Here is a 26,544-nt window from a genome sequence, read left to right as displayed (position 1 = left end):
TTCCTGGTCTTCGGGGCGGGCGCCCGGCACGCGGTACGGGCCGGGCTCAGGGGGTGATCAAGGATCCGTGTCGTCTCCAACGCCGATGCAACCCCGACGTCTCAGCGGTGGCGGGCGGTATGCCCTGGGCCGGCCGTTGAGGCACCGCCGAGCAGCGCAGCGGCAGGCGGATCAGGGCCGCGCGTGTTTGAGTGGAGCGCAGCGGAGCGAGTTTGCGCGGACCCCGCCTGTCGCGAGCAGCGCAGAGAAGCCCGAAGGGCCGGTGACGTCGGCCGGCCCAGGGCATACCGCCTGCCACCGCCGCCCACAAGCCCACAATCAAACATCGTCGAAAGCCAGGAAATGCAGATAGAAGCCCAGCCCTTCACCTACGAATTCGACCTCACCAAAACCGCCTTGGTCCTGATCGACATGCAGAGGGACTTCATCGAACCCGGCGGTTTCGGCGAAACCCTGGGCAATGACGTCTCGCTGCTCGAAGCCATCGTCCCCGCGACAAAAACAACCCTCGAAGCCTGGCGAGCCGCGGGCGGCCTGGTCGTCCACACCCGGGAGGCCCACAAACCCGACCTCTCCGACTGCCCGCCCGCCAAGCGCAACCGCGGCAACCCCACATTGCGCATCGGCGACGCCGGCCCCATGGGCCGCATCCTCGTGATGGGCGAACCCGGCAACCAGATCATCGACGCGCTGGCGCCAGTCGAAGGCGAGATCGTGGTCGACAAGCCCGGCAAGGGCGCCTTCTATGCGACCGGCCTGCACGAGACGCTCAAGCGGCGCGGCATCACCCACCTGCTGTTCGGCGGCGTCACGACAGAGGTCTGCGTGCAGACCAGCATGCGCGAAGCCAACGACCGCGGCTACGACTGCCTGCTGCTCGAAGACTGCACCGAAAGCTACTTTCCGGCCTTCAAGACGGCTGCCGTCGAGATGATCCGCGCCCAGGGCGGCATCGTCGGCTGGACCGCGCCCAGCGCCGCCTTGCTGGCTGCGCTCGGCACCCACTAACATGGCCTACGTGTCGACCGTTCGAATTCCTCCCGAGCCCTCAGCCCCCGATCCCGTGTTCCGCACCCGGGCCGACGAGGTCTATGCGCAGCTCAAGCGCGACGTTGCCGAATTCAGCCTGGTCCCCGGCGACCGCTTCACCGAAAACGAGATCAGCGAGCGTCTCGGCGTCTCGCGCACGCCGGTGCGCCAGGCGCTCTTCCGGCTGCAGCAGGAGGGCTTCGTCGAAGTGCTGTTCCGCAGCGGCTGGCGCGTGCTGCCCTTCGACTTCGACCAGTTCGAGCAGCTCTACGACCTGCGCATGGTGCTCGAGACCACCGCCGTGCACCGCCTGTGCGAGAGCGACCACCGCGTCGACCGCAGCCTGCTCGACACACTGGCCGGAATCTGGCTCGTGCCGGCGGCGCAGCGCAGCGCCGACACCGTGCAGGTGGCGCAGTGGGACGAGGCCTTCCATTGCTCGCTGGTCGCTGCCGCCGGCAACGGCGAGATGGCCCGCGTGCACCGCGACGTGACCGACCGCATCCGCATCATCCGCCGGCTCGACTTCACCAAGCAGCCGCGCATTGACGCCACCTACGACGAGCACGCCAAGATCCTGAAGGCGATCCGCGCCAACCGCGGCGACCAGGCCGCGATGCTGCTGCGCGCCCACATCGAGACCAGCCAGGCCGAGGTGCGCAAGATCACGCTGCACCAGGTGCATATGGCGCGCCATGCCGGGCGCACCCCGATACGCGGAGGCTGAGCGCCGTCTACAGCGTGAACTCGTAATCCACCGTGATCGGCGCGTGGTCGCTGAACTTGATCGTCTTGAAGATCTGCTCCTGGCGCGCCAGCGCCGCCAGCTTCGGCGTCGCCAGGTGGTAGTCGAGCCGCCACCCCACGTTGTTCGCGTAGGCCTGGCCGCGGTTGCTCCACCAGGTGTAGGCGTCGCCCGTGGTCTCGGGCTTGAGCATCCGGTAGACGTCGACCAGCCCCGCGCCATCGGCGCCGGCGTCGAGCAGCTTCGTCATCCAGGCCCGCTCCTCCGGCAGGAAGCCGCTGTTCTTCTGGTTGCCGCGCCAGTTCTTGAGGTCGATCTCCTTGTGGGCGATGTTGATGTCGCCGCAGAGGATGAATTCGCGCTCGCGCTTGAGCGCGTTCAGGTGCGGGAAGAAGCCCTTCAGGAAGCGGAATTTCGCCGCCTGCCGCTCTTCGCCCGAGGACCCGCTCGGGAAGTAGCAGCTGATGATCGACAGCTTCCGCTTCGGGGTGTCGAAGCGCAGTTCGAGGTAGCGGCCCTCGGCGTCGAACTCGGCGTCGCCCCAGCCCACCACCACGTCGCTGGGCGCATGCTTCGAGTAGATCGCCGTGCCCGCGTAGCCTTTCTTCTCTGCGAAGTGGAAGTGCCCCTTGAGCCCCGCCATCTCCTCGAAGCGGCCCTCGATATCGCTCGCCTGGACCCGGATCTCCTGCATGCAAATACAATCCGGCCCCAGTCCGCCGACCCAATCGGCGACGCCCTTGGTGGCAGCCGATCGCAGGCCGTTGAGGTTGAGGCTGGTCAGTTTGAACACGAGGAATTCCTATGGCTGAGAAGATTGAAGAGGGCGGCGCACTGGCGCAGGCTTTCGTGCAGTTCGCGCTGGAGTCGGGGGTTCTGCGCTTCGGCCAGTTCAAGACCAAGGCCGGCCGCATCAGCCCCTATTTTTTCAATGCGGGCCTGTTCGACGATGGCGCCAAGCTCGCCCGGCTGGCGGAATTCTATGCAGACCGGCTGATCGCCAGCGGGCTCGAGTTCGACATGATCTTCGGCCCGGCCTACAAGGGCATTCCGCTGGGCGCCACGGTGGCGGCCGAACTGGCGCGCCGCGGCCGCAACGTGCCCTTCGCCTACAACCGCAAGGAAGCCAAGGACCACGGCGAGGGCGGGACCCTGGTCGGCGCCCCGCTCAGGGGCCGGGTGCTGATCGTCGACGACGTGATGTCGGCCGGCACCGCGGTGCGCGAGTCGATCGCGGCCATCCGTGCCGCCGGCGCGACCCCGCACGCGGTCGCGATCGCGCTCGACCGCCAGGAGAAGGCGACCGAGAACGGCGCCGACGTGGACCACAGCGCCGTGCAATATGTACGCAATCAGCTCGGCCTTGCAGTTATTTCCATCGCAACTCTTGACGACTTGTTACAGTATCTGTCAGGCCGCGCGGACGACGAACTGGGCGCCCACCGCCAGAACGTGCTGGCGTACCGGGCGCGTTACGGCGCGGGCTGATTCAACCCGTCTGAAGGACTGATGTTGGCGAGCACCCAAGCACTGAAGGCATTCCTGGTCCTTTCGCTGGCCGCAGCCGGCATCGCGCACGCGCAACAGGGGTCCGGCGCGCGCGGGGTGCCCAATGCCGCGGGCATCTACAGCTGCACCGACGCCAAGGGCCGGACGATCACCGCCGACCGTCCGATTCCCGACTGCCTCGACCGCGAGCAGCGCGAACTCAATCCGAGCGGCACCACGCGCCGCGTGGTCGAGCCCTCCTACACGGCGCGCGAGCAGGCCGAGCGCGAGGACCGCGAGCGGGCGGCGCAGCTGCAGGCGGCCCGGCTGGTGGAGGAGCGGCGGCGCGAGCGCGCCCTGCTGGTTCGCTACCCCAACCCCGCGGCCCACGACCGGGAGCGCGCCGAGGCGCTGGTGCAGATCGACGTCGTGATCCAGGCCGCCCGCAAGCGGCTGGCCGAACTCGGCGAGGACCGCAAGCGGGTCGACGACGAACTCGAGTTCTACAAGAAGGACCCGGCCAAGGCGCCCGACGCGCTGCGGCGCCGGACCGAGGACATCGCCCGCAGCGTGGCGGTCCAGAACCGCTTCATCGGCGAGCAGGAAGACGAGAAGAAGCGCGTCAATGCGCGCTTCGACGAGGAGCACGCCAAGCTGGCGCCGCTCTGGGCCGCGAACACGGCGGCGGCCCAGAAGTCGAAGTGAGCCGCCCCAGGGCTGGCTAGCTCAGTTTCGACTTCAGCAGCGCATTGACCTGCGCCGGGTTGGCCTTGCCCTGGCTGGCCTTCATGACCTGGCCGACCAGCGCGTTGAAGGCCTTGTCCTTGCCGGCGCGGTATTCGGCGATGTTCTTCTCGTTGGTCGCGAGCACCTGGTCGATGATCTTTTCCAGCGCGCCCGAATCGCTCATCTGCTTCAGGCCCTTGGCCTCGATGATTGCGTCGACGTCCTGGCCTTCGCCGGTCCAGAGGGCGTCGAACACCTGCCGCGCCGCATTGTTCGAGATCGTGCCGTCGCCGATGCGCGCGACCAGCCTGGCCAATTGCGGCGCCGTCACCGGGGCCTCGGTGATCGCGATGTCCTGCTGGTTCAGGCGCCGGGCGATCTCGCCGGTGATCCAGTTGCTCGCCAGCTTGGCGTTGGCACCGGCGGCCACCGCACCCTGGAAGTAGGCGGCCAGGGCCGGGCTCTGGGTGAGCTGGGCGGCGTCGTAGTCCGACAGCCCATGCTCGCGCACGTAGCGCTCGGCCATCGCGCGCGGCAGCTCGGGCATTTCGGCGCGCACGCGCTCGATCCAGTCGGCGGCGATCGCCAGCGGCGGCAGGTCGGGGTCGGGGAAGTAGCGGTAGTCGGCGGCGTCTTCCTTGGTGCGCATCGCGCGGGTCTCGCCCGTGTCGGGGTCGAACAGCACCGTGGCCTGCTGGACCGTGCGGCCGTCCTCGATCTCCTCGATCTGCCAGCGGATCTCGTAGTCGATCGCCTGCTGCATGAACTTGAAGCTGTTCAGGTTCTTGATCTCGCGCCGGGTGCCGAGCTTGTCGCCGGGCCTGCGCACCGAGACGTTGGCGTCGCAGCGAAAGCTGCCTTCCTGCATGTTGCCGTCGCAGATGCCGATCCAGGTGACGATCTTGTGCAGCTCGCGCGCATAGGCCACGGCCTCGGCGGTGGAGCGCATGTCGGGCTCGGTCACGATCTCGAGCAGCGGCGTGCCGGCGCGGTTCAGGTCGATGCCCGACTGGCCGACGAAGTCCTCGTGCAGCGACTTGCCGGCGTCTTCTTCGAGGTGCGCGCGCACCAGGCGCACGGTCTTGGGCTCGTCGCCGACGAAGAAGCTCACCGAGCCGCCCTGCACCACGGGGATCTCGAACTGGCTGATCTGGTAGCCCTTGGGCAGGTCGGGGTAGAAGTAGTTCTTGCGCGCGAACACGCTGCGCGGCGCGATCGTCGAGCCCAGCGCGAGGCCGAGCTTGATGGCGCGCTCGACCGCGCCCTTGTTCATCACCGGCAGGGTGCCCGGCAGCGCCAGGTCGACCGCGCAGGCCTGGGTGTTGGGCTCGGCGCCGAAGGCGGTCGATGCACGGCTGAAGATCTTCGAGGCGGTCGAGAGCTGGGCGTGGGTCTCGAAGCCGATCACGACTTCGTAGCCCCGGACCAGCGGGCCGGTCGGCCGCCCGGCCTGCAGTTGTTCGGTGGTGCTTTGTTGCTGCTGCGTCATGTCAATAGCCTCCCGGGGTGCGGAGGTGCCAGTCGGTGGCCTGCTGGAAGGCGTGCGCCGCGTTGAGCAGCTTCGCCTCGGCGAAGTAGTTGCCGATCAGCTGGAGGCCGACCGGCAGGCCGCCGTCGAAGCCGGCCGGCACGCTCATGCCGGGCAGGCCGGCGAGCGAGCCGGGCAGGGTGAAGATGTCGGCCAGGTAGTCGGCCACCGGATCGTCGCCGTGCTCGCCGAGCTTCCAGGCCACGCTGGGCGCGGCCGGGCCGGCAATGACGTCGCACTGCGCGAAGGCTTGCTGGAAGTCGTCGGCGATCATGCGGCGCACCTTCTGCGCCTGCAGGTAGTAGGCGTCGTAGTAGCCGTGCGAGAGCACGTAGGTGCCGATCATGATGCGGCGCTTGACCTCGTCGCCGAAGCCCTCTTCGCGGGTCTGGGCGTACATGTCGGCCAGGTCGCGGTAGTTCTTGGCCCGGTGGCCGAACTTGACGCCGTCGAAGCGGCTCAGGTTGCTCGAGGCCTCGGCCGCCGCGATGATGTAGTAGACGGGGATCGACAGTTCGGTGCGCGGCAGCGTGATCTCGATCCGGCGGGCGCCGAGCTTCTCGTATTCGGCCAGCGCGGCATCGACCGCGGCACGCACGCCCGGCGCCACGCCTTCGCCGAAGAACTCCTTCGGCACGCCGATGCGCAGGCCGTCGAGCGAACCCGCGAGCTGGCGCGAGAAGTCTTCCGCCGGGCGGGCCAGCGAGGTCGAGTCGCGCTCGGGGTCCGGCCCGCACATGGCTGACAGGAGCAGGGCGCAGTCTTCGGCCGAACGGGCCATCGGGCCGGCCTGGTCGAGGCTGGACGCGAACGCGACCATGCCGTAGCGCGAGGCCCGGCCGTAGGTCGGCTTGATGCCGGTGACGCCGCAGAACGAGGCCGGCTGGCGGATCGAGCCGCCGGTGTCGGTGCCGGTGGCACCCGGTGCCAGCCTCGCGGCCACGGCCACGGCGCTGCCGCCCGAGGAGCCGCCGGGAATGCGGCCGGTGTCCCAGGGGTTGCGCACCGGCACCGCGTGGTCGAAGCCGATCGCCGGCACGGCGACGTTCTCGTTGGCCGAGCCCATCGCGAACTCGTCGCAGCTGAGCTTGCCCAGCGTCACGGCGCCGGCCTCGCCCAGCTTGCGCACCACGGTGGCATCGAAGGGCGAGCGGTAGCCGGCCAGGATGCGCGAGCCGGCGGTGGTCGGCAGGTCGGCGGTGACGAAGATGTCCTTGTGGGCGATCGGAACGCCTTCGAGGGGCGCGGCCGAGCCGGCGGCGATGCGGTCGTCGGCGGCGCGGGCCTGGGACAGCGTGAGCTGTTCGTCGATCGCGACGAAGGCGCCGAGATCCTGGTGGGCGCGGATCCGCGACAGGTGGTGGTGGGCGGCCTCGACCGCCGAGACCTTGCGCTCGCGCAGGGCCGCGGCCAGCCCGGCCACGCCCATCTGGTGGATTTCGGCGCTCATTCGATCACCTTCGGGACCAGGAACAGCCCGTTTTCGACCGCCGGCGCGCTGCGCTGGTTGGCTTCGCGGTTGTCGGGCTCGGTCACCACGTCCTCGGCCAGGCGAAGCGTGATGTCTTCGATCGTGGCGACCGGATGGGCCAGGGGCTCGACGCCGGTGGTGTCGACCGCGCGCATGCGCTCGACCAGGTCGAAGAAGCCGTTGATCTGGCCGCGCATCCGCTCGCTTTCGTCGGGGGCCAGTTGGAGCCGCGCCAGCGAGGCGATGCGGGCGATATCTGTGGAGGTGAGGGACATCGAAAATTGGCGTTTCCGGACCGGATCGAGGTACTTTCGCACCCCGCAAATGGGCTCGTAAACGCGGAGCTGTCAGGGGATTCGGTTATTATCCCGCCTTTGCCGCAACCCCCGCGAACGCGCCGGCTTTTGCCGCAAAAACCTTTCAAACCACCCGTCACACGACCAAAAATAAGGCGACGGCCTGCCGACGCGCATGCCGTGCCCCAGAGGATTCCACAATGTTTGGAGCTTTTCGTCGGTATTTTTCTACCGACCTGGCGATCGACCTCGGCACCGCCAACACCCTGATCTTCGCCCGCAACAAGGGCATCGTGCTCGACGAACCCTCGGTCGTCGCGATCCGCCACGAAGGCGGCCCGCACGGCAAGAAGGTGATCCAGGCCGTGGGTCGCGAGGCCAAGGCGATGCTCGGCAAGGTGCCCGGCAACATCGAAGCCATCCGGCCGATGAAGGACGGCGTGATCGCCGATTTCGTCATCACCGAGCAGATGATCAAGCAGTTCATCAAGATGGTGCACCCGCGCTCGCTGCTCACGCCGAGCCCGCGGATCATCATCTGCGTGCCCTGCGGCTCGACCCAGGTCGAGCGCCGCGCCATCAAGGACGCGGCTGAAGCCGCCGGCGCCACCTCGGTCTATCTCATCGAAGAACCGATGGCCGCCGCGATCGGCGCCGGCCTGCCGGTCTCCGAAGCCAGCGGCTCGATGGTGGTCGACATCGGCGGCGGCACCACCGAAGTCGGCGTGATCTCGCTCGGCGGCATGGTCTACAAGGGCAGCGTGCGCGTCGGCGGCGACCGCTTCGACGAGGCCATCATCAACTACATCCGCCGCAACTACGGCATGCTGATCGGCGAGCCGACGGCCGAAGTCATCAAGAAGAACATCGGTTCGGCCTTCCCGGGCTCCGAAGTCAAGGAGATGGAAGTCAAGGGCCGCAACCTGAGCGAAGGCGTGCCGCGCAGCTTCACGATCAGCAGCAACGAAGTGCTCGAAGCCCTGACTGATCCGCTCAACAACATCGTGTCCGCGGTCAAGAACGCGCTCGAGCAGACGCCGCCCGAACTGGGCGCCGACATCGCCGAGCGCGGCATGATGCTGACCGGCGGCGGTGCGCTGCTGCGCGACCTCGACCGCCTGCTGGCCGAGGAAACCGGCCTGCCGGTGCTGGTGGCCGAAGACCCGCTGACCTGCGTGGTGCGCGGCTGCGGCATCGCCCTCGAGCGGATGGACCGACTGGGAAGCATCTTCACCAGCGAGTGAAGGCCCGGCGGAGCCGGATCCGCCACCACACCTTTCCACCCCTACAAACAGCGCAGCTCTCGTGGCATAACGCGTCATGCCGCTCGGCACTCTGGACCGCACCGCTCCGCCCCTCTTCAACCAGGGGCCGTCGGCGCTGAGCAAACTGATCTTCTTCAGCGCGCTGGCGCTGTTCCTGATGGTGGCCGACGCCCGCTTTCACCTCGTGCAGCCGATCCGGCTGGCGATCGGCACGGTGCTGTACCCGGTGCAGTGGCTGGCGCTCAAGCCGGTGCAGCTGGTGGTCGGCGGAGGACGCTACCTCGAAGACCTGCAGACCGCGCAGGGCAACGAGGCCGAGGCCCGCAAGGCGCTCGCGCTGCAGTCCGAGCGCGCCAGCCAGGCCGACACGCTGGCCCAGGAAAACGCCCGGCTGCGCTCGCTGCTCGAGCTGCGCCAGATGACGCAGACGCCGGGCCGGGCGGCCGAGGTGCTGTATGACGCCGCCGACCCCTACACCCGCAAGCTGGTGATCGACCAGGGCCTCATGAACGGCATCGCGGCCGGCTCGCCGGTGATCGACGAGCACGGCGTGCTGGGCCAGGTGACGCAGGTGCAGCCGTTCTCCAGCGAAATCACCCTGGTGATCGACCGCGATCTCGCGATCCCGGTCCAGAACGTGCGTACTGGTGCGCGCAGCGTCGCCTTCGGCGATGCCAGCGCCCACGGCGGCGGCCTCGAACTGCGCTTCATGCAGGCCAATTCGGATGTCCAGGAAGGCGACGTGCTGACCACCAGCGGCGTCGACGGGGTCTACCCGCCGGGCCTGCCGGTGGCCCGGATCGACCGCATCGAGCGCCGCGCCGATTCGGCCTTCGCGCGCATCCATTGCGAGCCATTGGCCAAGGTCACGGCGGCGCGCTACGTGCTGGTGCTGGCGCCCACGGGGGCCCAGTCGGTGCCGAAGCCCACGCCGGCCAACACGCCCTCGGCGGTCGCCGCCAAGAAGAAGGCCGACAAGGCCGACGCCAAGGCCGATGCCAAGGCGGACGCCAAGGCCGCCAAGAAGGCCGACAAGAAGGAAGCAGGTCCGCGATGATCATGCGCCCCGGCCAGCAGCAGCTCTTGCTGCCCGTCAGCCCGCTGTTCATGTGGACCAGCCTGGTCGTCGCGCTGCTGGTCAACATGGTGCCGATCGGCCGCGCCGCCTGGACGCCCGACCTGCTGGCGCTGGTGATCGTCTTCTGGAGCGTGCACCAGCCGGCGCGCATCGGCATCGGCGCGGCCTTCGTGTTCGGCCTGCTGATGGACGTGCACCAGGCCGCCATGCTCGGGCAGCATGCGCTGTCCTACACCACGCTGGGCTTCCTGGCGACCATGATCCACCGCCGCTTGCTGTGGTTCCCGCTGGTCTCGCAGGCCCTCCAGGTGCTGCCGCTGTTCGCGCTGTCGCACCTGATCGAGCTCGCAATCCGGATGATCGGCGGCGGCGCCTTCCCCGGCTGGTCGCTGCTGGTGGCACCGGCGCTGGAAGCGGCCCTGTGGCCGCTGGTTAGCCTGGTTCTTTTGGCGCCGCAGCGCCGGACGCCGGAACCTGACGCCAACAGACCACTCTGACAGCCTGCCCGCCGCCGTTCCGCAGCCCATTGCCTGCGGCCGATCGGCGGCCTAAGCTCCAGTTCCCAAATGACCGAGATCCGCAACGTTGCCGCCGACCTCTCCCGCTTCCGGCGGCGGGTGTTCGTGATCGGCGCGGTCGTGCTGGTCTGCTTCGGGCTGCTCTGCGCGCGGCTGGGCTACCTCCAGGTGGTGCGCCACGAGGACCTCGCCGAGCAGGCCGAAAGCAACCGCACCGCGATCGTCCCGGTGGTGCCGAATCGCGGCCTCATCCTCGACCGCAACGGCATCACGCTGGCATCCAACTATTCGGCCTACACGCTCGAGATCACGCCGTCCAAGGCCGGCAACCTCGAGGACACGATCGACGCCCTGACCGAGGTGCTCGAGATCTCGCCGCGCGACCGGCGGCGCTTCAAGCGGCTGCGCGAAGACTCGCGCAGCTTCGACTCGGTTCCGATCCGCACCCGCCTGAGCGACGAGGAGGTGGCCCGCTTCGCCGCCCAGCGCTACCGCTTCCCCGGCGTCGAAATCAAGGCCCGGCTGTTCCGCAACTACCCCCATGGCGAACTCGCGAGCCACGTGCTCGGCTACATCGGCCGCATCAACCAGGCCGAGAAGACGGCCATGGAAGACTGGGAAGACGAGGACCTCGCCAACTACAAGGGCACCGAGTACATCGGCAAGCTCGGCATCGAGCAGAGCTACGAGAAGACGCTGCACGGCCAGACCGGCGTCGAGCAGATGGAAACCTCGGCCGGAGGCCGCGCGGTGCGCCGGCTGGCCGCCCATCCGGCGACGCCCGGCAACACGGTCATGCTGTCGCTCGACATCAAGCTGCAGAAGCTGGTCGAGGACATGTACGGCGAGCGCCGCGGCGCGCTGGTCGCCTTCGATCCCAAGACCGGCGAGATCCTGGCCTTCGTGAGCAAGCCGACCTTCGATCCCAACCTGTTCGTCGAGGGCATCGACGTCGAGAGCTGGAAGGAACTCAGCGAATCGCTCGACAAGCCGCTGCTCAACCGGGCGCTGCGCGGCACCTACCCGCCGGGCTCGACCTACAAGCCCTTCATGGCGCTGGCGGCGCTGCAGACCGGCAAGCGCGGCCCCAGCGTGCTGGTCAACGACCCCGGCTACTTCAATTTCGGCGGCCACCGCTTCGGCAGCCCCGAGGGCAACATCGGCAATGTCGACATGCGCCGCTCGATCCAGCTGTCGAGCAACATCTACTACTACTCGCTGGCCAACGAGATGGGCGTGGACCTGATCCACGACGCGATGAAGCCGCTGGGCTTCGGCCAGATCACCGGCATCGACATCGGCGGCGAGGTGCGCGGCGTGCTGCCGAGCACCGAGTGGAAGCGCAATGCCTACCGCCGGCCCGAGCAGCGCAAGTGGTATGCGGGCGAGACCATTTCGCTTGGCATCGGCCAGGGCTACAACGCGTTCACGATGCTGCAGCTGGCGCAGGCCACGGCGATCGTGGCCGACGGCGGCATCAAGCACAAGCCGCACCTGGTGCTCGGCATCCGCGACACCGTCACGGGCGAGGTCAAGCCGGTCGAGCAGCCGCCGGCCATCAACCTCGGCTACCGGCCGGCCGACATCGCCGTGGTCCGGGAGGGCCTGACCGCGGTCGTCACCGGCGGCACCGCGCGCGGCGTGTTCGCCGGCGCCGCCTACCAGGCGGCCGGCAAGACCGGCACCGCCCAGGCCGTGACGCAGGCGCAGAACACCAAGTACAACGCCAAGGCGCTCGAAGAGCACCAGCGCGACCACGCCTTGTTCATGGCCTTCGCGCCGGTCAACGACCCGAAGATCGCGGTCGCCCTGATCGTCGAGAACGCCGGCTGGGGCGCCGGCGCCGCGGCCCCGATCGCGCGCCGGGTGTTCGACTACTGGCTCATGAACCAGTACCCGAGCGAGGCCGACATGGCGGCGATCCAGGTCGGCAAGGCGACGGCGCCGATCGGCAAGCCGAGGGTCGCGAGCGAAGTCGCCTGGCCGCCCGCCGGCAGCGCCACCCAGAGCGCGGCCGCACCCTGAACCGTCAGCGCAGGAAGGCGTCGTAGGCCGTTTTCAGGATCAGCGCGGCGACGACGCCGATGAAGACCTTGCGCACGAAGGTGGCGCCATGCTTGATGGCGACCCGGGCGCCGACCACGCTGCCGGCCACGTTGGCCACCGCCATCGTCAGCCCCAGCTGCCACAGCACGTGGCCCTTGAGCCCGAGCAGCAGCAGCGCCCCCAGGTTGGTCATGACGTTGAGCAGCTTGGCCGAGCCGGCCGCGTTGAGGAAGTCGTAGCCCAGCCAGCGAACGAACAGGAAGACGAAGAAGCTGCCGGTGCCAGGCCCGAAGAAGCCGTCGTAGACGCCGAGCAGGGCGCCGATGGTGGCGGTGGCGAGCAGTTCGGCGCGGCCGCTGAAGCGCGGCGAATGGTGCACGCCCATGTCCTTGCGCGCCAGCGTGTAGACCAGCAGCGCGACCAGGATCAGCGGCAGCAGCTTGCGCAGGAACTCGCCCGGCACCACCGTCACCGCCCAAGCCCCGGCCAGCGAGCCCGCGAAGGCCAGCACCCCGGCCGGCAGCAGGTTGCGCCAACGCAGGCCGACCCGGCGGTGGAACTGCGCGGCGGCCGCGGCCGTGCCCCAGACCGAGGCGCTCTTGTTGGTGCCCAGCAGCGTGGCAGGGGCGGTGCCCGGCAGCACGCTGAACAGCGCCGGCACCAGGATGAGGCCGCCGCCGCCGACGATGGAATCGATGAAACCCGCGAACAGCGAGGCGAGGGTCAGCACCAGAGTTTCCATGCGGGCGGGATTGTCTCATTTCGGGTTGCTATTCATTTGATAGCGCGCCCTCGGCGCCCGCGCTTGACGATCGCCCAAAGAAAAGGCGCCGACCAGCGGCGCCTTGTCAAAAAAACGGCATCTCGTGCGGATGCCTTGTGTGATCTTTTTCTGGTTCTCCGAAAGATTGTCTCCTCGGTCCCCCGCGCTGCGGGCTGGCCCGTTTGCGAGTACCGATACTTTAATTCGGCGCACCTTGGCAGTGCATCGGGGATTACCCGCCAACAGAAACTAATTGATACACCGCCAAGTCACACCGCGGCTTCGCGGACCCAGCCGGCGGCCTTCTCGGCCATCATCAATGTCGGGCTGTTGGTGTTGCCGCTGGTGATGGTCGGCATGGCGCCGGCGTCGACCACCCGCAGCCCCTGGATGCCGCGCACCCGCAGGCGCGAATCCAGCACCGCCATCGGGTCGCCGTCGGCGCCCATCCGGGTGGTGCCCACCGGATGGAAGATGGTGGTCGCGATGTCGCCGGCCAGCCGCGCCAGCTCCTCGTCGCTCTGGTATTGCACCCCTGGCTTCCATTCCTCGGGCGCGTATCTGGCGAGCGCGGGCTGGGCCGCGATGCGGCGCGTGACGCGCAGCGAATCGGCCGCCACCTTGCGGTCCTCGTCGGTGCTCAGGTAGTTGGGCGCGATCGCCGGTGCGTCGCTGAACTTGCCGCTCTTGATGCGCACCGTGCCGCGGCTGGTCGGGTTCAGGTTGCAGACGCTGGCGGTGAAGGCCGGGAAGCTGTGCAGCGGCTCGCCGAAGGCATCGAGCGACAGCGGCTGCACGTGGTACTCGAGGTTCGGCCATTCGTGCTCGGGGGAACTGCGCGTGAAGGCACCAAGCTGCGACGGCGCCATGCTCATCGGGCCGCTGCGCCTGAACAGGTATTCCATGCCGATCTTCGCCTTGCCATAGAGCGAGGAGGCCAGCACGTTGAGGGTCGGCGCGTCCTTGATCTTGTAGACCGCGCGGATCTGCAGGTGGTCCTGCAGGTTGGCGCCGACGCCCGGCAAGTCGGCGACCACCTCGATGCCATGCTGGCGCAGCAGGTCGGCCGGGCCGATGCCCGAGAGCTGCAGCAGCTGCGGCGAGCCGATGCTGCCGGCGCACAGCAGCACTTCGCGCGTGGCGTGCGCCGTGACCATCTCGTGGCCGTCCCAGACCTGCACGCCGGTGCAGCGCCGGCTGCCGTCGGCCTGGGTCTCGACGATCAGCTTCGTCACGTGGGCATTGACCCACATCTCGAAGTTGGGCCGGCCGTAGCAGGTCGGGCGCAGGAAGGCCTTGGCCGTGTTCCAGCGCCAGCCGTCCTTCTGGTTGACCTGGAAGTAGCCCACGCCCTCGTTGCTGCCGCGGTTGAAGTCGCTGCTGTGCGGGATGCCGGCCTCCTGCGCGGCCTGCGCGAAGGCGTCGAGGATGTCCCAGCGCAGGCGCTGCTTCTCGACCCGCCATTCGCCGCCCGCGCCATGCATCTCGTCGGCGCCGAGGTAGTAGTCCTCGTGTTGCCTGAAGGCCGGCAGCACGTTGTTCCAGCGCCAGGTGTCGTCGCCGGTGAGCGCGGCCCAGTTCTCGTAGTCGCGCGACTGGCCGCGCATGTAGATCATGCCGTTGATGCTCGAGCAGCCGCCCAGCGTCTTGCCGCGCGGGTAGCGCAAGGTGCGGCCGTTCAGTCCGGCATCGGGCTCGGTGCTGTAGAGCCAGTCGGTGCGCGGATTGCCGATGCAGTAGAGGTAGCCCACCGGGATGTGGATCCAGTGGTAGTCGTCCTTGCGGCCGGCCTCGATCAGCAGGGTGCGCTGCTGCTTGCTGCGGGTCAGGCGGTTGCACATCAGCGCGCCGGCGGTGCCGCCGCCGATCACGATGTAGTCGAAGGTCGTATCGCTCATTCGGGTCTTGCTTGTCTCTTGTCGTTTTGGGGATGCGGCCACCGCCCGCGGCGGTGCGCGGCCTACTTCGCGGTCGGCATCACGAACTCGGCCCCCTTGCCGATGCTCTCCGGCCAGCGCTGCATGATCGACTTCTGCTTGGTGTAGAAGCGCACGCCTTCTTCGCCGTAGGCGTGCATGTCGCCGAACAGGCTCTTCTTCCAGCCGCCGAAGCCGTGCCAGGCCATCGGCACCGGGATCGGCACGTTGATGCCCACCATGCCGACCTGGATGCGCCGGCTGAACTCGCGCGCCACGTTGCCGTCGCGCGTGAAGCACGAGACGCCGTTGCCGAACTCGTGGGCGTTGATCAGGTCGACCGCCTCCTTGAGGTCGTGCACCCGCACGCAGGAGAGCACCGGGCCGAAGATCTCTTCCTTGTAGATCCGCATCTCGGGCGTGACGTGGTCGAACAGCGTGCCGCCCATCCAGAAGCCCTCGCCGCAGCCTTCGCCGGCGACGCTGGCGTCGAAGCCGCGCCCGTCCACCACCAGCTTGGCGCCTTCCTTCTCACCCTGGGCGATGTAGCCCGTGATGCGCTCGTGCGCCGCGCGGGTGACGATCGGGCCCATCTCGGCGTCGAGGTTCGTACCGTTGAGCACCTTGAGCGTCTTCGCGCGCTCGGTCAGCAGCGGCATCACGCGATCGGCCACGTCGCCCACCAGCACCGCCACCGAGATCGCCATGCAGCGCTCGCCGGCCGAGCCGTAGCCCGAGCCGATGAGGGCGTCGACGGTCTGCTCGATGTCGGCGTCGGGCATCACGACCATGTGGTTCTTGGCGCCGCCCAGGGCCTGCACGCGCTTGCCGTGGCGGGCGCCCGTCTCGTAGATGTAGTTGGCGATCGGGGTCGAGCCGACGAAGCTGACGGCCTTGACGTCGGGGTGCTCCAGCAGCGCGTCGACCGCCTCCTTGTCGCCTTGCACGACGTTGAAGACGCCGTCGGGCAGCCCGGCCTCCTTGAGCAGCTCGGCCATGCGCAGCGAGGGGCTCGGGTCGATCGGGCTGGGCTTCAACACGAAGGTGTTGCCGGCCGCGATGGCCACCGGGAACATCCACATCGGCACCATCACCGGGAAGTTGAAGGGCGTGATGCCGGCCACCACGCCGAGCGGCTGGCGCAGGGTCCAGTTGTCGATGCCGGTCGAGACCTGGTCGGTGAAGTCGCCCTTGAGCAGCTGCGGGATGCCGCAGGCGAACTCGACGATGTCTATGCCGCGGCTCACCTCGCCCTGGGCGTCGGTGAAGACCTTGCCGTGCTCGGCCGTGATCAGGTGGGCCAGCTCGTCCTTGTGCTTGTTGAGCAGCTCTAGGAACTTGAACATCACGCGGGCGCGGCGGATCGGCGGCGTGTCGGCCCAGGCCGGGAAGGCGGCCTGGGCGGCGGCCACCGCGGCATCGACGTCGGCGCGGTTGGCCAGCGCGACGCTGCCGGTGGCGGTGCCGGTCGCGGGGTTGAAGACATCCTGGGTGCGCGAGGATCGGGGGGCCGCGATGCGGCCACCGACGAAATGGTGGATCGGGGTCTTGCTCATCTGCATGGCGTTCTCCTGCCGGCGCCGCCGGCGAGTGGGGGAAGAAAAATCGGAATCGGCGGCCATCGGGCCCAGCCGCCGATTGTGGCAAAGCGCCGGGGGTTGCGCGAAACGCCTACGCGTGGGGGCGGAAATCCGGAGCTTGGGCGCGGACGCACCCGGTTACGATGCTGCGTTCTTCCGTTCGCTCTACGCCTGCCGCCGCCCTCATGCCGACCGATTCGCCGATGCCCGCCGAAGCGCAAGAAGCGCAGGGCACGCAGCCGCGCGTTGACGAACGCGAGCAGGCGGGCGGGCGCTGGGCCGTCGCCAGCGGCCGCTGGACCGTGCTGGCGATGTCGTCGATGCCGGCCTGGACCACGCTGTCGGACAGTCTCAAGGGCGTCCCGGCCCAGCAGGGCCGGCCCTGGGACCTGCGGCCGATCGAGCAGCTCGACCACATCGGCGCCCAGCTGCTGTGGAACCACTGGGGCCAGGCCTGGCCGGCGCGGCTCGAAATGGATTCGCAGCACAAGGCGGTGCTGGACCAGGTCGCGCTCTACACCTGCAGCCCGCCGGTCGAACCCACGGTGACCTTCGCCGAGCGCTTCAGGCACTTCGCCCACAACGGGACGCGCATGATGTTCGTGGCGCGCGATTTCCTCGGCCTCATCGGCCAGCTGGTGCTCGACGTCGGCAAGCTGCTGCGGGCGCCGCTGCGCGGCCCGTGGCGCGACTTCTCGGGCCAGATCTACCAGTTCGGCACCACGGCGCTGCCGATCACCGCGCTCGTCGGCCTGCTGATCGGCGTGGTGCTGGCCTACCTGACCTCGCAGCAATTGCGCCAGTACGGCGCCGAGACCTTCATCGTCAACATCCTCGGCCTGTCGCTGATCCGCGAGCTCGGTCCGGTGCTGGCGGCGGTGCTGATCGCCGGCCGCTCCGGCTCGGCCATCACGGCGCAGATCGGCGTCATGCGGGTCACCGAGGAACTCGACGCGATGCGCGTGATGGGCATCCCGCACGGTTTCCGGCTGGTGATGCCGCGGGTGCTGGCGCTGGCCATCACGATGCCGCTGATCAGCATGTGGACCTCGATGGCGGCGCTGTTCGGCGGCATGATCGCAGCCGACCTGTCGCTCGACATCTCGCCGGCCTACTTCCTGTCGGCGCTGCCGCGCGCGGTGCCGATGTCCAACCTGTACCTCGCGTTGTCCAAGTCGGCGGTGTTCGGCATCCTGATCGCGCTGATCGGCTGCTATTTCGGCATGAAGGTGAAACCCAACACCGAGAGCCTGGGCCGCGGCACCACGTCCTCGGTGGTGACCTCGATCACGGTGGTGATCCTGGTCGACGCGCTGTTCGCGGTGCTGTTCAAGGGCGTGGGGTTGCGCTGATGAGCGCCGCGCCGGGCCGCCCCAAGCAAGCTCGCGCCCCCTCGGGGGGCAGCGAGGACACGAAGTGCCGAGCGTGGGGGCTCCAATGACCTTCATCATCCCGCCTGACGCCGAGCGCGTGGTCGAGATCCGCAAGCTCTGGACCGTGTTCAGGTCGCCCGACGGCGACCAGGTCGTACACCGCGACCTCGACCTGACGATCGTGCGCGGCGAGGTGCTGTCGCTGGTCGGCGGATCCGGCACCGGCAAGACGGTGCTGCTGCGCCAGATCCTCGGGCTCGAGCATCCGACCAAGGGCGAGGTCACCGTGCTCGGCCATGCGCCCGCGCGGCTCAGCGCGATGGGCGCCGCCAATGTCGGCATGCTGTTCCAGCACGGCGCGCTGTTCTCGGCCTTCAGCGTGCTGGACAACATCGCCTTCCCGCTGCGCGAACTCAAGCTGCTGCCCGACGACCTGATCCGCGACGCCGCGCTGGTCAAGCTGCAGATGGTCGGGCTGAGTCCTCAGCAGGCCACCAAGAGCCCGTCCGACCTGTCGGGCGGCATGATCAAGCGGGTGGCGCTGGCGCGCGCACTGATCATGGACCCGCCCCTGCTGCTGCTCGACGAGCCGACCGCCGGGCTCGACCCGGAGAGCGCCGACGGCTTCTGCGACCTGCTGCGCGGACTGCACCGCGAGCTTGGCCTCACGGTGGTGATGATCACGCACGACCTCGACACCCTGTTCGACCTCAGCAGCCGGATCGCGGTGCTGGCCGACCAGAAGGTGATCGTCTCCGGGACCACCCGCGACGTGATCGCCTATCCGCATCCGTTCATCCACGAGTACTTCCTCGGTGGCCGCGGCCAGCGCGCCATGGAAGCACTGCACGAAGGGGCGGCCAGCCGGCCGGTCCCGCTGTCTGAAAGGTAGCCGCCATGGAAAACAAGTCACATGCCATCGCCGCCGGGGCCTTCGTGCTCGGCCTGGTCGCCGTGCTCGTCGCGCTGGTGGTCTGGCTCACGCGCGACGAAACGGTGCGCAACGTGTATGAACTGTCCACCCGCGACGCGGTGAGTGGCCTGCAGCCGCAGGCGATGGTGCGCTACCGCGGCATCGCGGTCGGCCGGGTCAGCTCGATCGACTTCGACCCCAAGGTCAAGGGCAACGTGCGGGTGCGCATCTCGGTCGACGAGCGGGTGCCGCTCACCACCTCGACCTTCGCGACGCTGAGCTACCAGGGCGTCACCGGGCTGGCCTTCATCGCGCTCGACGACAAGGGCGAATCGCAGGTCTCGCTGCAGCCCGACAACGCCAATCCGCCGCGCATCCCGCTCAAGCCCTCGCTGCTGGCCCAGTTGCAGGACCGTGGCGAGGTCATCCTCGGCCGCGTCGAGGAGGTCACCAAGAAGGTCAACCTGCTGCTCGGCGACGACAACCAGCACCGCATCGCCGACGCGCTCGAGAACATCGCCGCCGCCGCGACCAGCGCCAACCAGCTCACGAAGTCGCTCGACAACACGGTCAAGACCGGGCTCAATCCGGCGCTCAAGGCGCTGCCGCCACTGGTCGACCGTACCCGCGACACCATGGTCGCGGTCAAGGGCGCGGCCACCGACATCTCGCGGGTCGCCAACAACTTCAACGCGACCGCGACCCGCCTGAATGCCAAGGACGGCCCGATCGAGCGCCTCGGCGACGGCACCAAGTCGCTGGCCCTGGCCGTCGATTCGTTCAACAACGCGACCCTGCCGCGGGTGAACCGGGTCGCCGACGACACCTCGCGCGCGGTGCGCCGGCTCGGCCGCGCCGCCGACGGCATCAGCGACAACCCGCAATCGCTGCTGTTCGGCAACGGCGGCGTGGTCGCCGGCCCGGGCGAGCCCGGCTTTTCGGCGCCGGCGGCGTCCGCCAGTCCGTGAAGGCTCCCCTCCCATGACGTCCATGACCCTGAAGAAGAACTCCCTGGCCGGCCTCGTGGCGGCGATCTGCCTGGCCGGCTGCGGCGCGCTGCCCGACAAGCCCGCGCGCGCCGCCCTCTACGACTTCGGACCCGGCCTGGCGGCGCCGGCCGCGCCGCCGGCGAGCGCCAGCGGCTCGGCGCCGCGCGCCCTGCCGATGATCGCGCTGGCCGAGGTCGATGCCAATTCGCGGCTCGACGGCACCCAGCTGCTGTACCGCCTGGGCTACGCCGACTCGAACGAACTGCGACCCTACGGCCAGTCGCGCTGGAGCCAGCCGCCGGCGCAGCTGCTGCGCCAGCGGCTGCGCGAGGGGCTGTCGGCCGGCCACACGGTGCTCGGCCCCGAGGAGAGCGCCACCATCGCCCGCACCGAAGGCCGTCTGCCCGATTCGCTGCGCGTGACGCTCGAGGAGTTCAGCCAGTACTTCGAGTCGCCCGAGCGCAGCGTCGGGCTGGTCCGCGTGAGCGCCACCCTGACCCGCAGCCAGCCCGGCGGCGACCGGGTGCTGGCCCAGCGCAGCTTCACCGCCCGCAAGCCGGCCCCGACCGCCGACGGTCCCGGCGGCGTCAAGGCGCTGGCCGCGGCCAGCGATGCGGTGGTGGCCGAGCTGGTGGCCTGGGTCGACCAGGCCCGCTGAAATCCGAGCCGTCGGCGGCCGCATGCGCATCGGCGTGATCTCCGACACCCACGGGCTGCTGCGGCCCGAGGCGCTGGCCTTCCTGCAGGGCAGCGACCGGATCGTGCACGGCGGCGACATCGGCGATCCGCGCATCCTCGACGTCCTGGCGGCGATCGCACCGCTGACCGTGGTGCGCGGCAACAACGACGGCGCCGCCTGGGCCGATGGCGTGCCGGAGACGGCGCTGCTGGAAGTGGGCGGCCTGCGGCTGTTGGCGATCCATGATCTGGCGCTGTTGCGCATCGATCCTGTGGCCGACGGCATCCAGGTCGTGGTCAGCGGCCATTCGCACCGCCCGCTGGCCGAGCAGCGCGGCCCGGTGCTCTACCTCAATCCGGGCAGCGCCGGTCCGCGCCGCTTCAAGCTGCCGATCTCGGTCGCCGAACTGCGGATCGAGGGCGACGCGATCACGCCGCGGCTGGTCTCGCTGTAGCGCTTCAGGCCGCGCGGTGCAGCACCGGGAAGAGGGTGCCCAGTCCGTCGGCCATCACCTCGACCGCCAGCGCCGCGAGGATCAGGCCCATCAGCCGTGTCATCACGTTGATGCCGGTCTTGCCGAGCACCCGCGCGATCGGCTCGGCCAGCGAGAAGGTGACGCCGGTCGCCAGGCCGATCACCACGCCGTAGCCGACCAGGATCGCCAGCTCCCAGACATGCTGCGTGCGGTCGGCGAAGATGACCACCGTCGACATCGTGGCCGGGCCGGTCAGGAGCGGGATGGTCAGCGGCACGACCGCGATCGAGGCGCCGAGCGAGGCCTTGACCTCGGTGGCGCGGATCTCGTCCTTGTTGGTCTTGGACTCCGCCGGCTCGGCGTTGAGCATCGACAGCGAGCTGATCAGGAGCAGCATGCCGCCGCCGACCTGGAAGCTCGCGATCGAGATGCCGAAGAACGACAGCAGCTGCAGCCCCAGCAGCGCGCTGACCGCGATCACGACGAAGGCGCTGAAGGCCGACACCCAGGCGGTGCGCTTGCGCTGGAGGTCGGTGCAGCCCTGGGTGTAGTGGATGAAGAAAGGAACGATCGCCAGCGGGTTCACGATGGCCAGCAGCGTGATCAGCGGCTTGATCATGTCCATCGCGGGCGTGGCCATCAGCGACCACCCGTGACGTCGAGGGCGGTGCCCGTCACATAGCTGGCCTCGGGCGACAGCAGCCAGACGATGGCGTTCGCCACCTCGTCGGCGCTGCCGGTGCGCTTCATGGGCACGGTGGCGGCGAGCTGGAAGGCGCGGTCGGGCAGGCCGCCCGAGGCGTGGATCTCGGTGTCGATCAGGCCCGGGCGCACCGCGTTGACCCGGATGCCCTCGCCGGCCACCTCCTTGGCCAGCCCGACCGTGAAGCTCTCGATGGCCCCCTTGCTGGCGGCGTAGTCCACGTACTGCCCCGGCGAGCCGAGCCGCGCGGCCGCGCTCGAGAGGTTGACGATCACGCCGCCGCTGCCGCCGTGCTGGGTGCTCATGCGCCGCACCGCCTCGCGGGCGCAGACGAAGCTGCCGATCACGTTGATGCGCAGCATGCGCTCGAGCCGCGCCACGCTCATCTGGTCGACCCGGGCCTGCATGTCGACCACGCCGGCGTTGTTGACCAGCGCCGTCAGGCGGCCCAGCTTGGCGTCGACCTTCTCGAACATGGCGATCACCTGGGCCTCGTCGCCGACGTCGGCCTGGACCGTGATCGCGGTGCCGCCGGCGGCGCGAATGCTGCGCACCACCTCGTCCGCGGCCAGCGAGTTGCTGGCATAGTTGACCGCCACGGCCCAGCCGCGGCGCGCGGCCTGCAGCGCGGTCGCCGCGCCGATGCCCCGGCTGGCGCCGGTGATCAGGAGTACCTGGTCCAAAACCCACCTCCTGCACGGAAGCCGTGCGTCAGTTAAAACCGTCTGCGTCGGATTACATCATCGAGGAGACGCTCTTGAGCCGCACCATCGACTACTACTTCACGCCGCACAGCCCCTGGACCTACCTCGGGCACGCGCGCTTCGCCGCAATCGTCAAGGCCGCCGGCGCCGCCGTGCGCGTCCGGCCGATCGACTTCGGCTCCGTGTTCCCGGTCTCGGGCGGCTTGCCGCTCGGCAAGCGGGCGCCGCAGCGGCAGGCCTACCGGCTGGTCGACCTGGCGCGCTTCTCGAAGCACCTCGACATCGAGCTCAACCCCAAGCCCAAGTTCTTCCCGGTGGCCAGCGACGACGCCGCCCGCCTCATCATCGCCACCGACCTGCACGACGGCACCGAGCGGGCCATGTCGCTGTGCGGCGCGGTGTTCGCCGCGGTCTGGGTCCAGGAGCGCAACATCGCCGATCCGAAGGTGCTGGAGGCGCTGGCGGCAGAATGCGGTCTCGACGCCCGCCGGGTCGACCAGGCGCAGAGCCAGGCGGTGCAGGAGCGCTACGAGGAGTACACGCAGGAAGCGATCGACTGCAAGGTCTTCGGCGCCCCCAGCTACGTCATCGACGGCGAGATCTTCTGGGGCCAGGACCGGCTCGATTTCGTCGAACGCGCATTGAAACAACAACCAACCTCTCAAGGAGCATGACCATGGGTCAATTCATCGATCTCACCGCCAAAGACGGCTTCACCTTTCCCGCCTACGTCGCCGAGCCGGCGGGCAAGCCCAAGGGCGCGGTGGTGGTCGTCCAGGAGATCTTCGGCGTCAATTCGCACATCCGCTCGGTGGCTGACGGCTACGCGGCCGAGGGCTATCTGGCGGTCGCGCCGGCCACCTTCCACCGCGTGAAGCAGGGCGTCGAGCTGGGCTACACCGAGGACGACATGAAGAACGGCTTCGGCCTCAAGACCGCGGTCGAGGCGCTGCCGGCACCGGGCGTGCTGCAGGACCTGCAAGCGGCGGTCGACTATGCGTCGAAGGCCGGCAAGGTCGGCATCGTCGGCTACTGCTGGGGCGGGCTGCTGACCTGGCGCGCGGCGGCCGAGGTGTCGGGCCTGTCGGCGGCGGCCCCCTACTACGGCGGCGGCATGACCAGCCCCGAGGAAACGGCGCGCAAGCCCAAGGTGCCGGTGCTGGCCCACTTCGGCAACAACGACCACTGGATTCCGCTCGACACCATCGACGCCTTCAAGAAGGCGCATCCGGAGGTCGAGGTGCATGTCTACGAATGCGGCCACGGCTTCAACTGCGACCAGCGAGGTTCCTACGATGCGGGGGCCGCCAAGCTCGCCCGGGAGCGCACGCTGGCCTTCTTCGCCAAGCACCTCGGCTGAGCGGCGCGCGGGCCGTGGCCGGCGGGCGCCTTCGCTTCGCACCGCTCGCCCTGGCGGCGGCGCTGCTGGCACCTTGCGCAGGGGCGGCCGACTACGCCGGCCCGCTGTTCGACACCCACCTGCACTACAACCAGGAAGCCTGGGACGGCCACGCCGGGCCCTATCCGCCGGCCGAAGCGCTGGCCCGGATGCAGCGCAACGGCGTCAAGGCGATCGTCGCCAACTCACGCCCCAACGCCGGCACCCAGACGCTCGCGGCCGCCCGCGAGACGCGCGCCGCCGGCGTGACGGTGGTCCCCTTCGTGCGGCTCTACCGCAACCGCGACGACTACGACAACTGGTTCCGCGACGACAGCATCTACGAGATGGTGCAGGCCGAGCTGGCCCGCGGCACGGCGAGCGGACCCTACCGTGGGTTGGGCGAATTCCATCTCTACGACAGCGCCAACGCCAACGGGCCGGTGGCCCGCAAGCTGATCGCGCTGGCCGAGCAGCGGCAGTTGGCGGTGCTGGCGCACGTCGACGACGTGGCGATCGACCTGCTGATGGCCAACGCGCCGTCCCGGGGCCGGTCGCTGCGCCTGATCTGGGCCCACACCGGCATCGGCGGACCGCCGATCGCGCGCGTCCAGACGCTGCTCGAGCGCTATCCGCTGCTGATGGGCGAGCTGTCGTACCGGCCGGGCCTCACCTGCGACGGCGGCACGCTGTGCCCCGAATGGCGGGCGCTGATCCTGAAGTACCCGGAGCGCTTCCTGGTCGGTTCCGACACCTGGGTCAACCAGCGCTGGAGCGCCTACGACGAGATCATGCGCGGCTATCGCACCTGGCTCGGCGACCTGCCGCCCGAAGTCGCGCAGCGCATCGCCTGGGGCAATGCGGCGGGGCTGTTCGGAATCAAGTGACCGGCTCGGGGTCGCGCACCCGGGCCTCGAGGAAATCCAGCAGCGCCCGCAGCGCGGCGCTGTTGTGGCGGCGCTGCGAATAGGCCGCGTACAGCCAGAGATCGCGCGGCATGAAATCCTTCAGCACCGGCACCAGCGCGCCACGCTCGATGTGCGACTGCGCCATCATGACCGGCACGCAGATGGCGCCGAGGCCGGCGAGCGCGACGCCGATCAGAGGCGCGGCGTCGTTGGCGTCCATCCGGCTGGTCACCGGCACGCTGTAGGGCTGGCCGTCGACCTCGAACGGCAGCTGCGGCCCGCCGGCGGCCAGCGAGTAGGTCAGGACATCGTGCCGGCGCATGTCGTCGGGCTTCTTCGGCATGCCGCGGCGGGCCCAGTAGCCCGGTGTGGCACACAGCGCCAGGTCCATCAGGCGCAGCCGGCGGACGATCACGTTCTCGTCGCGGATGCGGCCCAGCCGCAAGGCGATGTCGACGCCTTCCTCCACCAGGTCGATCACCCGGTTGCTCAGGTGCAGGCTCACGTGCACGTCGGGGTAGGTGACCATGAACTCGCCGATCAGTCCCGAAAAGCTGCTGCTGCCCAGCCCGTGCGGCGCCGTCACCCGCAGCCGGCCGCGCGGGTGGCCAGCGTGGCCCTGCAGCTCGGACTCGGTGCGCTCGATCATTTCGAGCAGGGGCTTGCTGCGCTCCAGCAGCAGGTGGCCGGCATCGGTCAGGCTGACCGAGCGCGTCGAGCGATTCAGCAGCCGGACACCGAAGCGGGTTTCCAGCTGCGCCACGTACTTGCTGGCGTTGGCCTTGGACATCCCGAGCGACGTGGCGGCGCGCGAGAAGCTGCCGCGCAAGGCGACCTCACGAAAGGTTTTGAGCAGTTCGAGACCGTCCATGGCACTCCATTGTTTCGATTTGATGAACACCTTGATTCGATTTCATAGGGTTTATACCTATCAATCCGAGGCAAACTCTATCCCACTGAGCCAAGGCTCCCCTCACTCCATGAAAGACATCGAAATGAAGACCTCGAAGATCATCGCCGCCGCCGCCCTGTCGATCCTGGCCGCCGCCGCTGCCCAGGCCGAAACCTACCAAGGCGTGCAAGCCCCGGTGTCGGCCAACAGCCGTGCCGAGGTGAATGCCCAGGCCGTGGTCGCCGCCCGCAGCGAAAACCCGTACGCCGACGGCGTGTCCTCGCGCGTCGCCCCGGCGCTGACCGCATCGGCCGACCGCGCCGTGATCCGCTCGCAAGCCGTCGCTACCGCGCACGAGCCGAACCAGAACCTGGACCGCAAGGCCTTCGTGAACAGCGTGGTGCCGTCGCAATACAACATCACCCGCCCGGTGACGCAGCAAGCCGGCCTCTGATCCGATTCTTGTCTTGCCAAGGGCCGGCCGCGCGAAAGTGCGGGCCGGCTTTTTCCTTGGATGTCGTGGGAGGCGTCATTGTTTCGAATAAGGAAACTCGGTGTCTCTTTTCCTGGTGTTTTCCCCTAGGGATTCGCCTGGACACTAGCCCGCACAGGCCAGCGACAGCGAGCCTGGTTTGAAGACAAATCCGACGAACTCCAAGGAACTTGAAATGAAGACCTCCCGCATCCTCGCCGCTGCCGCACTGTCCTTCCTCGCCGCCGCAGGCGCACACGCCGAAGCCTACCAAGGCGTCCACACCGGCGCTTCGGCCAAGAGCCGCGACGAAGTCAGCGCCGAAGCCGCCCGCACCGCGGCCGCTCCGAACCAGAACGTGGTGCGCGGCTCGCGCGGCGCCGAAGCGTTCAACTCGGTCGCCAACCCGGAAGCCGTGCGCGCCCAGGCCGTTGCCACCGCCAACGCACCCGACCAGAACGTGAGCGCCGGCTCGCGCGTCAACAGCCGCGTGATCTCGACCATGAACAAGACGGCCGAGCCGCGCGTTCAAGCGGGGAAGTAAGCTCTCCCCCAGGTTGGCTCACTGCGTGTAGCCGCCCACCCCCTCGCCGGGGGCAACACCAGCGG

28 protein-coding genes are annotated in these 26,544 nt (G+C 68.9%); 18 read left to right on the top strand and 10 right to left on the bottom strand.

Annotated elements, in window-relative coordinates:
- Window positions 1-342 precede the first annotated feature (342 nt).
- Together QTI17_RS19405 and QTI17_RS19400 are read left to right on the top strand one after the other, a co-directional pair.
- Window positions 343-1,008: a cysteine hydrolase family protein gene (locus tag QTI17_RS19405; protein ID WP_286535028.1), complete on the top strand. Its 666-nt coding sequence runs from the start codon at window positions 343-345 to the stop codon at window positions 1,006-1,008.
- Between the two features lies 1 nt (window position 1,009).
- Complete coding sequence (locus QTI17_RS19400) at window positions 1,010-1,756, top strand: GntR family transcriptional regulator (protein WP_301816235.1); 747 nt, start codon at window positions 1,010-1,012, stop codon at window positions 1,754-1,756.
- A 7-nt stretch (window positions 1,757-1,763) separates the two neighbouring features.
- On the opposite strand, the gene QTI17_RS19395 is transcribed toward QTI17_RS19400, so the two are convergent.
- Window positions 1,764-2,567, bottom strand: a complete 804-nt coding sequence (locus tag QTI17_RS19395; protein WP_286535026.1) for an exodeoxyribonuclease III — start codon at window positions 2,565-2,567, stop codon at window positions 1,764-1,766.
- A gap of 11 nt (window positions 2,568-2,578) precedes the next feature.
- On the opposite strand from QTI17_RS19395, the gene pyrE reads away from it, so the two are divergent.
- Window positions 2,579-3,262 (top strand): orotate phosphoribosyltransferase, encoded by a 684-nt coding sequence (gene pyrE, locus QTI17_RS19390; protein ID WP_286535025.1) that lies wholly within the window; start codon window positions 2,579-2,581, stop codon window positions 3,260-3,262.
- A 24-nt stretch (window positions 3,263-3,286) separates the two neighbouring features.
- Window positions 3,287-3,967 (top strand): DUF4124 domain-containing protein, encoded by a 681-nt coding sequence (locus QTI17_RS19385; RefSeq protein WP_503011078.1) that lies wholly within the window; start codon window positions 3,287-3,289, stop codon window positions 3,965-3,967.
- 16 nt (window positions 3,968-3,983) lie between these two features.
- Here the strand turns inward: QTI17_RS19385 and gatB are convergent, their stop codons facing one another.
- From gatB to gatC, 3 genes are read right to left on the bottom strand one after another with little or no spacing between them, the layout of a single operon-like run.
- Window positions 3,984-5,477: an Asp-tRNA(Asn)/Glu-tRNA(Gln) amidotransferase subunit GatB gene (gatB, locus tag QTI17_RS19380; RefSeq protein WP_286535024.1), complete on the bottom strand. Its 1,494-nt coding sequence runs from the start codon at window positions 5,475-5,477 to the stop codon at window positions 3,984-3,986.
- Between the two features lies 1 nt (window position 5,478).
- On the bottom strand, window positions 5,479-6,966 hold the full coding sequence (gatA, locus tag QTI17_RS19375; protein WP_286535023.1) for an Asp-tRNA(Asn)/Glu-tRNA(Gln) amidotransferase subunit GatA: 1,488 nt from the start codon (window positions 6,964-6,966) through the stop codon (window positions 5,479-5,481).
- Complete coding sequence (gene gatC / locus QTI17_RS19370) at window positions 6,963-7,262, bottom strand: Asp-tRNA(Asn)/Glu-tRNA(Gln) amidotransferase subunit GatC (RefSeq protein ID WP_286535022.1); 300 nt, start codon at window positions 7,260-7,262, stop codon at window positions 6,963-6,965. The genes gatA and gatC overlap by 4 nt, the downstream gene beginning before the upstream one ends.
- A gap of 221 nt (window positions 7,263-7,483) precedes the next feature.
- Here gatC and QTI17_RS19365 point away from each other — a divergent pair, with 221 nt between their 5' ends.
- The 4 genes from QTI17_RS19365 (at window position 7,484) to mrdA (ending at window position 12,169) form a co-directional block, all read left to right on the top strand.
- Window positions 7,484-8,527 carry a rod shape-determining protein gene (locus QTI17_RS19365; protein ID WP_077002382.1) on the top strand — a complete coding sequence of 348 codons (1,044 nt, stop codon included), beginning with the start codon at window positions 7,484-7,486 and terminating at the stop codon, window positions 8,525-8,527.
- A gap of 76 nt (window positions 8,528-8,603) precedes the next feature.
- Window positions 8,604-9,605: a rod shape-determining protein MreC gene (gene mreC / locus QTI17_RS19360; protein ID WP_286535021.1), complete on the top strand. Its 1,002-nt coding sequence runs from the start codon at window positions 8,604-8,606 to the stop codon at window positions 9,603-9,605.
- Complete coding sequence (mreD, locus tag QTI17_RS19355) at window positions 9,602-10,123, top strand: rod shape-determining protein MreD (protein WP_286508399.1); 522 nt, start codon at window positions 9,602-9,604, stop codon at window positions 10,121-10,123. Before mreC ends, mreD begins: the two co-directional genes overlap by 4 nt.
- 69 nt (window positions 10,124-10,192) lie before the next feature.
- Window positions 10,193-12,169, top strand: a complete 1,977-nt coding sequence (gene mrdA, locus QTI17_RS19350; RefSeq protein WP_286535020.1) for a penicillin-binding protein 2 — start codon at window positions 10,193-10,195, stop codon at window positions 12,167-12,169.
- Window positions 12,170-12,173: 4 nt separating this feature from the next.
- Here the strand turns inward: mrdA and QTI17_RS19345 are convergent, their stop codons facing one another.
- From QTI17_RS19345 to QTI17_RS19335, 3 genes are all read right to left on the bottom strand, one after another.
- Entirely contained in the window at window positions 12,174-12,932 is a 759-nt protein-coding gene (locus QTI17_RS19345; RefSeq protein WP_286535018.1) for a sulfite exporter TauE/SafE family protein, read from the bottom strand.
- Between the two features lie 290 nt (window positions 12,933-13,222).
- Window positions 13,223-14,851 (bottom strand): GMC family oxidoreductase, encoded by a 1,629-nt coding sequence (locus QTI17_RS19340; RefSeq protein ID WP_286535017.1) that lies wholly within the window; start codon window positions 14,849-14,851, stop codon window positions 13,223-13,225.
- A gap of 62 nt (window positions 14,852-14,913) precedes the next feature.
- Window positions 14,914-16,431, bottom strand: coding sequence for a CoA-acylating methylmalonate-semialdehyde dehydrogenase (locus QTI17_RS19335; RefSeq protein WP_503011077.1), 1,518 nt, complete (start codon window positions 16,429-16,431; stop codon window positions 14,914-14,916).
- A 203-nt stretch (window positions 16,432-16,634) separates the two neighbouring features.
- Between QTI17_RS19335 and QTI17_RS19330 the strand changes: the two genes are divergently transcribed.
- From QTI17_RS19330 to QTI17_RS19310, 5 genes are all read left to right on the top strand, one after another.
- Complete coding sequence (locus QTI17_RS19330; RefSeq protein ID WP_286521842.1) at window positions 16,635-17,801, top strand: MlaE family ABC transporter permease; 1,167 nt, start codon at window positions 16,635-16,637, stop codon at window positions 17,799-17,801.
- Between the two features lie 85 nt (window positions 17,802-17,886).
- The gene (locus QTI17_RS19325; protein ID WP_286521843.1) at window positions 17,887-18,714 is read left to right on the top strand and encodes an ABC transporter ATP-binding protein; all 828 of its coding nucleotides are present in this window, start codon (window positions 17,887-17,889) and stop codon (window positions 18,712-18,714) included.
- A 5-nt stretch (window positions 18,715-18,719) separates the two neighbouring features.
- Window positions 18,720-19,703, top strand: a complete 984-nt coding sequence (locus QTI17_RS19320) for an MlaD family protein (protein WP_286535015.1) — start codon at window positions 18,720-18,722, stop codon at window positions 19,701-19,703.
- A 13-nt stretch (window positions 19,704-19,716) separates the two neighbouring features.
- Window positions 19,717-20,382 carry an ABC-type transport auxiliary lipoprotein family protein gene (locus QTI17_RS19315; protein WP_286535014.1) on the top strand — a complete coding sequence of 222 codons (666 nt, stop codon included), beginning with the start codon at window positions 19,717-19,719 and terminating at the stop codon, window positions 20,380-20,382.
- 22 nt (window positions 20,383-20,404) lie between these two features.
- The gene (locus QTI17_RS19310) at window positions 20,405-20,857 is read left to right on the top strand and encodes a metallophosphoesterase family protein (protein WP_286535013.1); all 453 of its coding nucleotides are present in this window, start codon (window positions 20,405-20,407) and stop codon (window positions 20,855-20,857) included.
- Window positions 20,858-20,861: 4 nt separating this feature from the next.
- On the opposite strand, the gene QTI17_RS19305 is transcribed toward QTI17_RS19310, so the two are convergent.
- The gene (locus QTI17_RS19305) at window positions 20,862-21,518 is read right to left on the bottom strand and encodes a MarC family protein (protein ID WP_436411671.1); all 657 of its coding nucleotides are present in this window, start codon (window positions 21,516-21,518) and stop codon (window positions 20,862-20,864) included.
- A complete protein-coding gene (locus QTI17_RS19300; RefSeq protein WP_286535012.1) occupies window positions 21,518-22,264 on the bottom strand; it encodes an SDR family oxidoreductase in 747 nt (248 codons plus the stop codon). The genes QTI17_RS19305 and QTI17_RS19300 overlap by 1 nt, the downstream gene beginning before the upstream one ends.
- A gap of 74 nt (window positions 22,265-22,338) precedes the next feature.
- Here QTI17_RS19300 and QTI17_RS19295 point away from each other — a divergent pair, with 74 nt between their 5' ends.
- Genes QTI17_RS19295 through QTI17_RS19285 form a run of 3 tightly spaced genes read left to right on the top strand, consistent with a single transcriptional unit; the run spans window position 22,339 to window position 24,550 of the window.
- Entirely contained in the window at window positions 22,339-22,959 is a 621-nt protein-coding gene (locus QTI17_RS19295) for a 2-hydroxychromene-2-carboxylate isomerase (protein WP_286535011.1), read from the top strand.
- A gap of 2 nt (window positions 22,960-22,961) precedes the next feature.
- The gene (locus QTI17_RS19290) at window positions 22,962-23,645 is read left to right on the top strand and encodes a dienelactone hydrolase family protein (RefSeq protein WP_286535010.1); all 684 of its coding nucleotides are present in this window, start codon (window positions 22,962-22,964) and stop codon (window positions 23,643-23,645) included.
- Window positions 23,646-23,659: 14 nt separating this feature from the next.
- Window positions 23,660-24,550, top strand: coding sequence for an amidohydrolase family protein (locus QTI17_RS19285; RefSeq protein WP_503011076.1), 891 nt, complete (start codon window positions 23,660-23,662; stop codon window positions 24,548-24,550).
- Here the strand turns inward: QTI17_RS19285 and QTI17_RS19280 are convergent.
- Entirely contained in the window at window positions 24,543-25,442 is a 900-nt protein-coding gene (locus QTI17_RS19280; protein ID WP_286521850.1) for a LysR family transcriptional regulator, read from the bottom strand. The two genes, QTI17_RS19285 and QTI17_RS19280, sit on opposite strands and share 8 nt — an antisense overlap.
- Window positions 25,443-25,551: 109 nt before the next feature.
- Between QTI17_RS19280 and QTI17_RS19275 the strand changes: the two genes are divergently transcribed.
- On the top strand, window positions 25,552-25,917 hold the full coding sequence (locus QTI17_RS19275; RefSeq protein ID WP_353506719.1) for an alpha/beta hydrolase: 366 nt from the start codon (window positions 25,552-25,554) through the stop codon (window positions 25,915-25,917).
- 214 nt (window positions 25,918-26,131) lie between these two features.
- On the top strand, window positions 26,132-26,479 hold the full coding sequence (locus QTI17_RS19270; RefSeq protein ID WP_286535009.1) for a DUF4148 domain-containing protein: 348 nt from the start codon (window positions 26,132-26,134) through the stop codon (window positions 26,477-26,479).
- Window positions 26,480-26,544 lie beyond the last annotated feature (65 nt).

The sequence above is a fragment of the Variovorax sp. J31P179 genome, from assembly GCF_030316985.1.
GTDB lineage: Bacteria > Pseudomonadota > Gammaproteobacteria > Burkholderiales > Burkholderiaceae_C > Variovorax > Variovorax ginsengisoli_B.
The sequence above is the reverse complement of the archived record's forward strand: the minus strand, read 5'-3'. Positions and strand labels throughout refer to the sequence as shown.

Bases quoted from the DNA above. Each gene is read 5' to 3' on its own strand.
- QTI17_RS19405 (WP_286535028.1), top strand. From the start codon at position 343: ATGCAGATAGAAGCCCAGCCCTTCACCTACGAATTCGACCTCACCAAA.
- QTI17_RS19400 (WP_301816235.1), top strand. From the start codon at position 1,010: ATGGCCTACGTGTCGACCGTTCGAATTCCTCCCGAGCCCTCAGCCCCC.
- pyrE (WP_286535025.1), top strand. From the start codon at position 2,579: ATGGCTGAGAAGATTGAAGAGGGCGGCGCACTGGCGCAGGCTTTCGTG.
- gatB (WP_286535024.1), bottom strand. From the start codon at position 5,477: ATGACGCAGCAGCAACAAAGCACCACCGAACAACTGCAGGCCGGGCGG.
- gatA (WP_286535023.1), bottom strand. From the start codon at position 6,966: ATGAGCGCCGAAATCCACCAGATGGGCGTGGCCGGGCTGGCCGCGGCC.
- gatC (WP_286535022.1), bottom strand. From the start codon at position 7,262: ATGTCCCTCACCTCCACAGATATCGCCCGCATCGCCTCGCTGGCGCGG.
- QTI17_RS19365 (WP_077002382.1), top strand. From the start codon at position 7,484: ATGTTTGGAGCTTTTCGTCGGTATTTTTCTACCGACCTGGCGATCGAC.
- mreC (WP_286535021.1), top strand. From the start codon at position 8,604: ATGCCGCTCGGCACTCTGGACCGCACCGCTCCGCCCCTCTTCAACCAG.
- mreD (WP_286508399.1), top strand. From the start codon at position 9,602: ATGATCATGCGCCCCGGCCAGCAGCAGCTCTTGCTGCCCGTCAGCCCG.
- mrdA (WP_286535020.1), top strand. From the start codon at position 10,193: ATGACCGAGATCCGCAACGTTGCCGCCGACCTCTCCCGCTTCCGGCGG.
- QTI17_RS19345 (WP_286535018.1), bottom strand. From the start codon at position 12,932: ATGGAAACTCTGGTGCTGACCCTCGCCTCGCTGTTCGCGGGTTTCATC.
- QTI17_RS19340 (WP_286535017.1), bottom strand. From the start codon at position 14,851: ATGAGCGATACGACCTTCGACTACATCGTGATCGGCGGCGGCACCGCC.
- QTI17_RS19335 (WP_503011077.1), bottom strand. From the start codon at position 16,431: ATGCAGATGAGCAAGACCCCGATCCACCATTTCGTCGGTGGCCGCATC.
- QTI17_RS19330 (WP_286521842.1), top strand. From the start codon at position 16,635: ATGCCGACCGATTCGCCGATGCCCGCCGAAGCGCAAGAAGCGCAGGGC.
- QTI17_RS19325 (WP_286521843.1), top strand. From the start codon at position 17,887: ATGACCTTCATCATCCCGCCTGACGCCGAGCGCGTGGTCGAGATCCGC.
- QTI17_RS19320 (WP_286535015.1), top strand. From the start codon at position 18,720: ATGGAAAACAAGTCACATGCCATCGCCGCCGGGGCCTTCGTGCTCGGC.
- QTI17_RS19315 (WP_286535014.1), top strand. From the start codon at position 19,717: ATGACGTCCATGACCCTGAAGAAGAACTCCCTGGCCGGCCTCGTGGCG.
- QTI17_RS19310 (WP_286535013.1), top strand. From the start codon at position 20,405: ATGCGCATCGGCGTGATCTCCGACACCCACGGGCTGCTGCGGCCCGAG.
- QTI17_RS19305 (WP_436411671.1), bottom strand. From the start codon at position 21,518: ATGGCCACGCCCGCGATGGACATGATCAAGCCGCTGATCACGCTGCTG.
- QTI17_RS19290 (WP_286535010.1), top strand. From the start codon at position 22,962: ATGGGTCAATTCATCGATCTCACCGCCAAAGACGGCTTCACCTTTCCC.
- QTI17_RS19280 (WP_286521850.1), bottom strand. From the start codon at position 25,442: ATGGACGGTCTCGAACTGCTCAAAACCTTTCGTGAGGTCGCCTTGCGC.
- QTI17_RS19275 (WP_353506719.1), top strand. From the start codon at position 25,552: ATGAAAGACATCGAAATGAAGACCTCGAAGATCATCGCCGCCGCCGCC.
- QTI17_RS19270 (WP_286535009.1), top strand. From the start codon at position 26,132: ATGAAGACCTCCCGCATCCTCGCCGCTGCCGCACTGTCCTTCCTCGCC.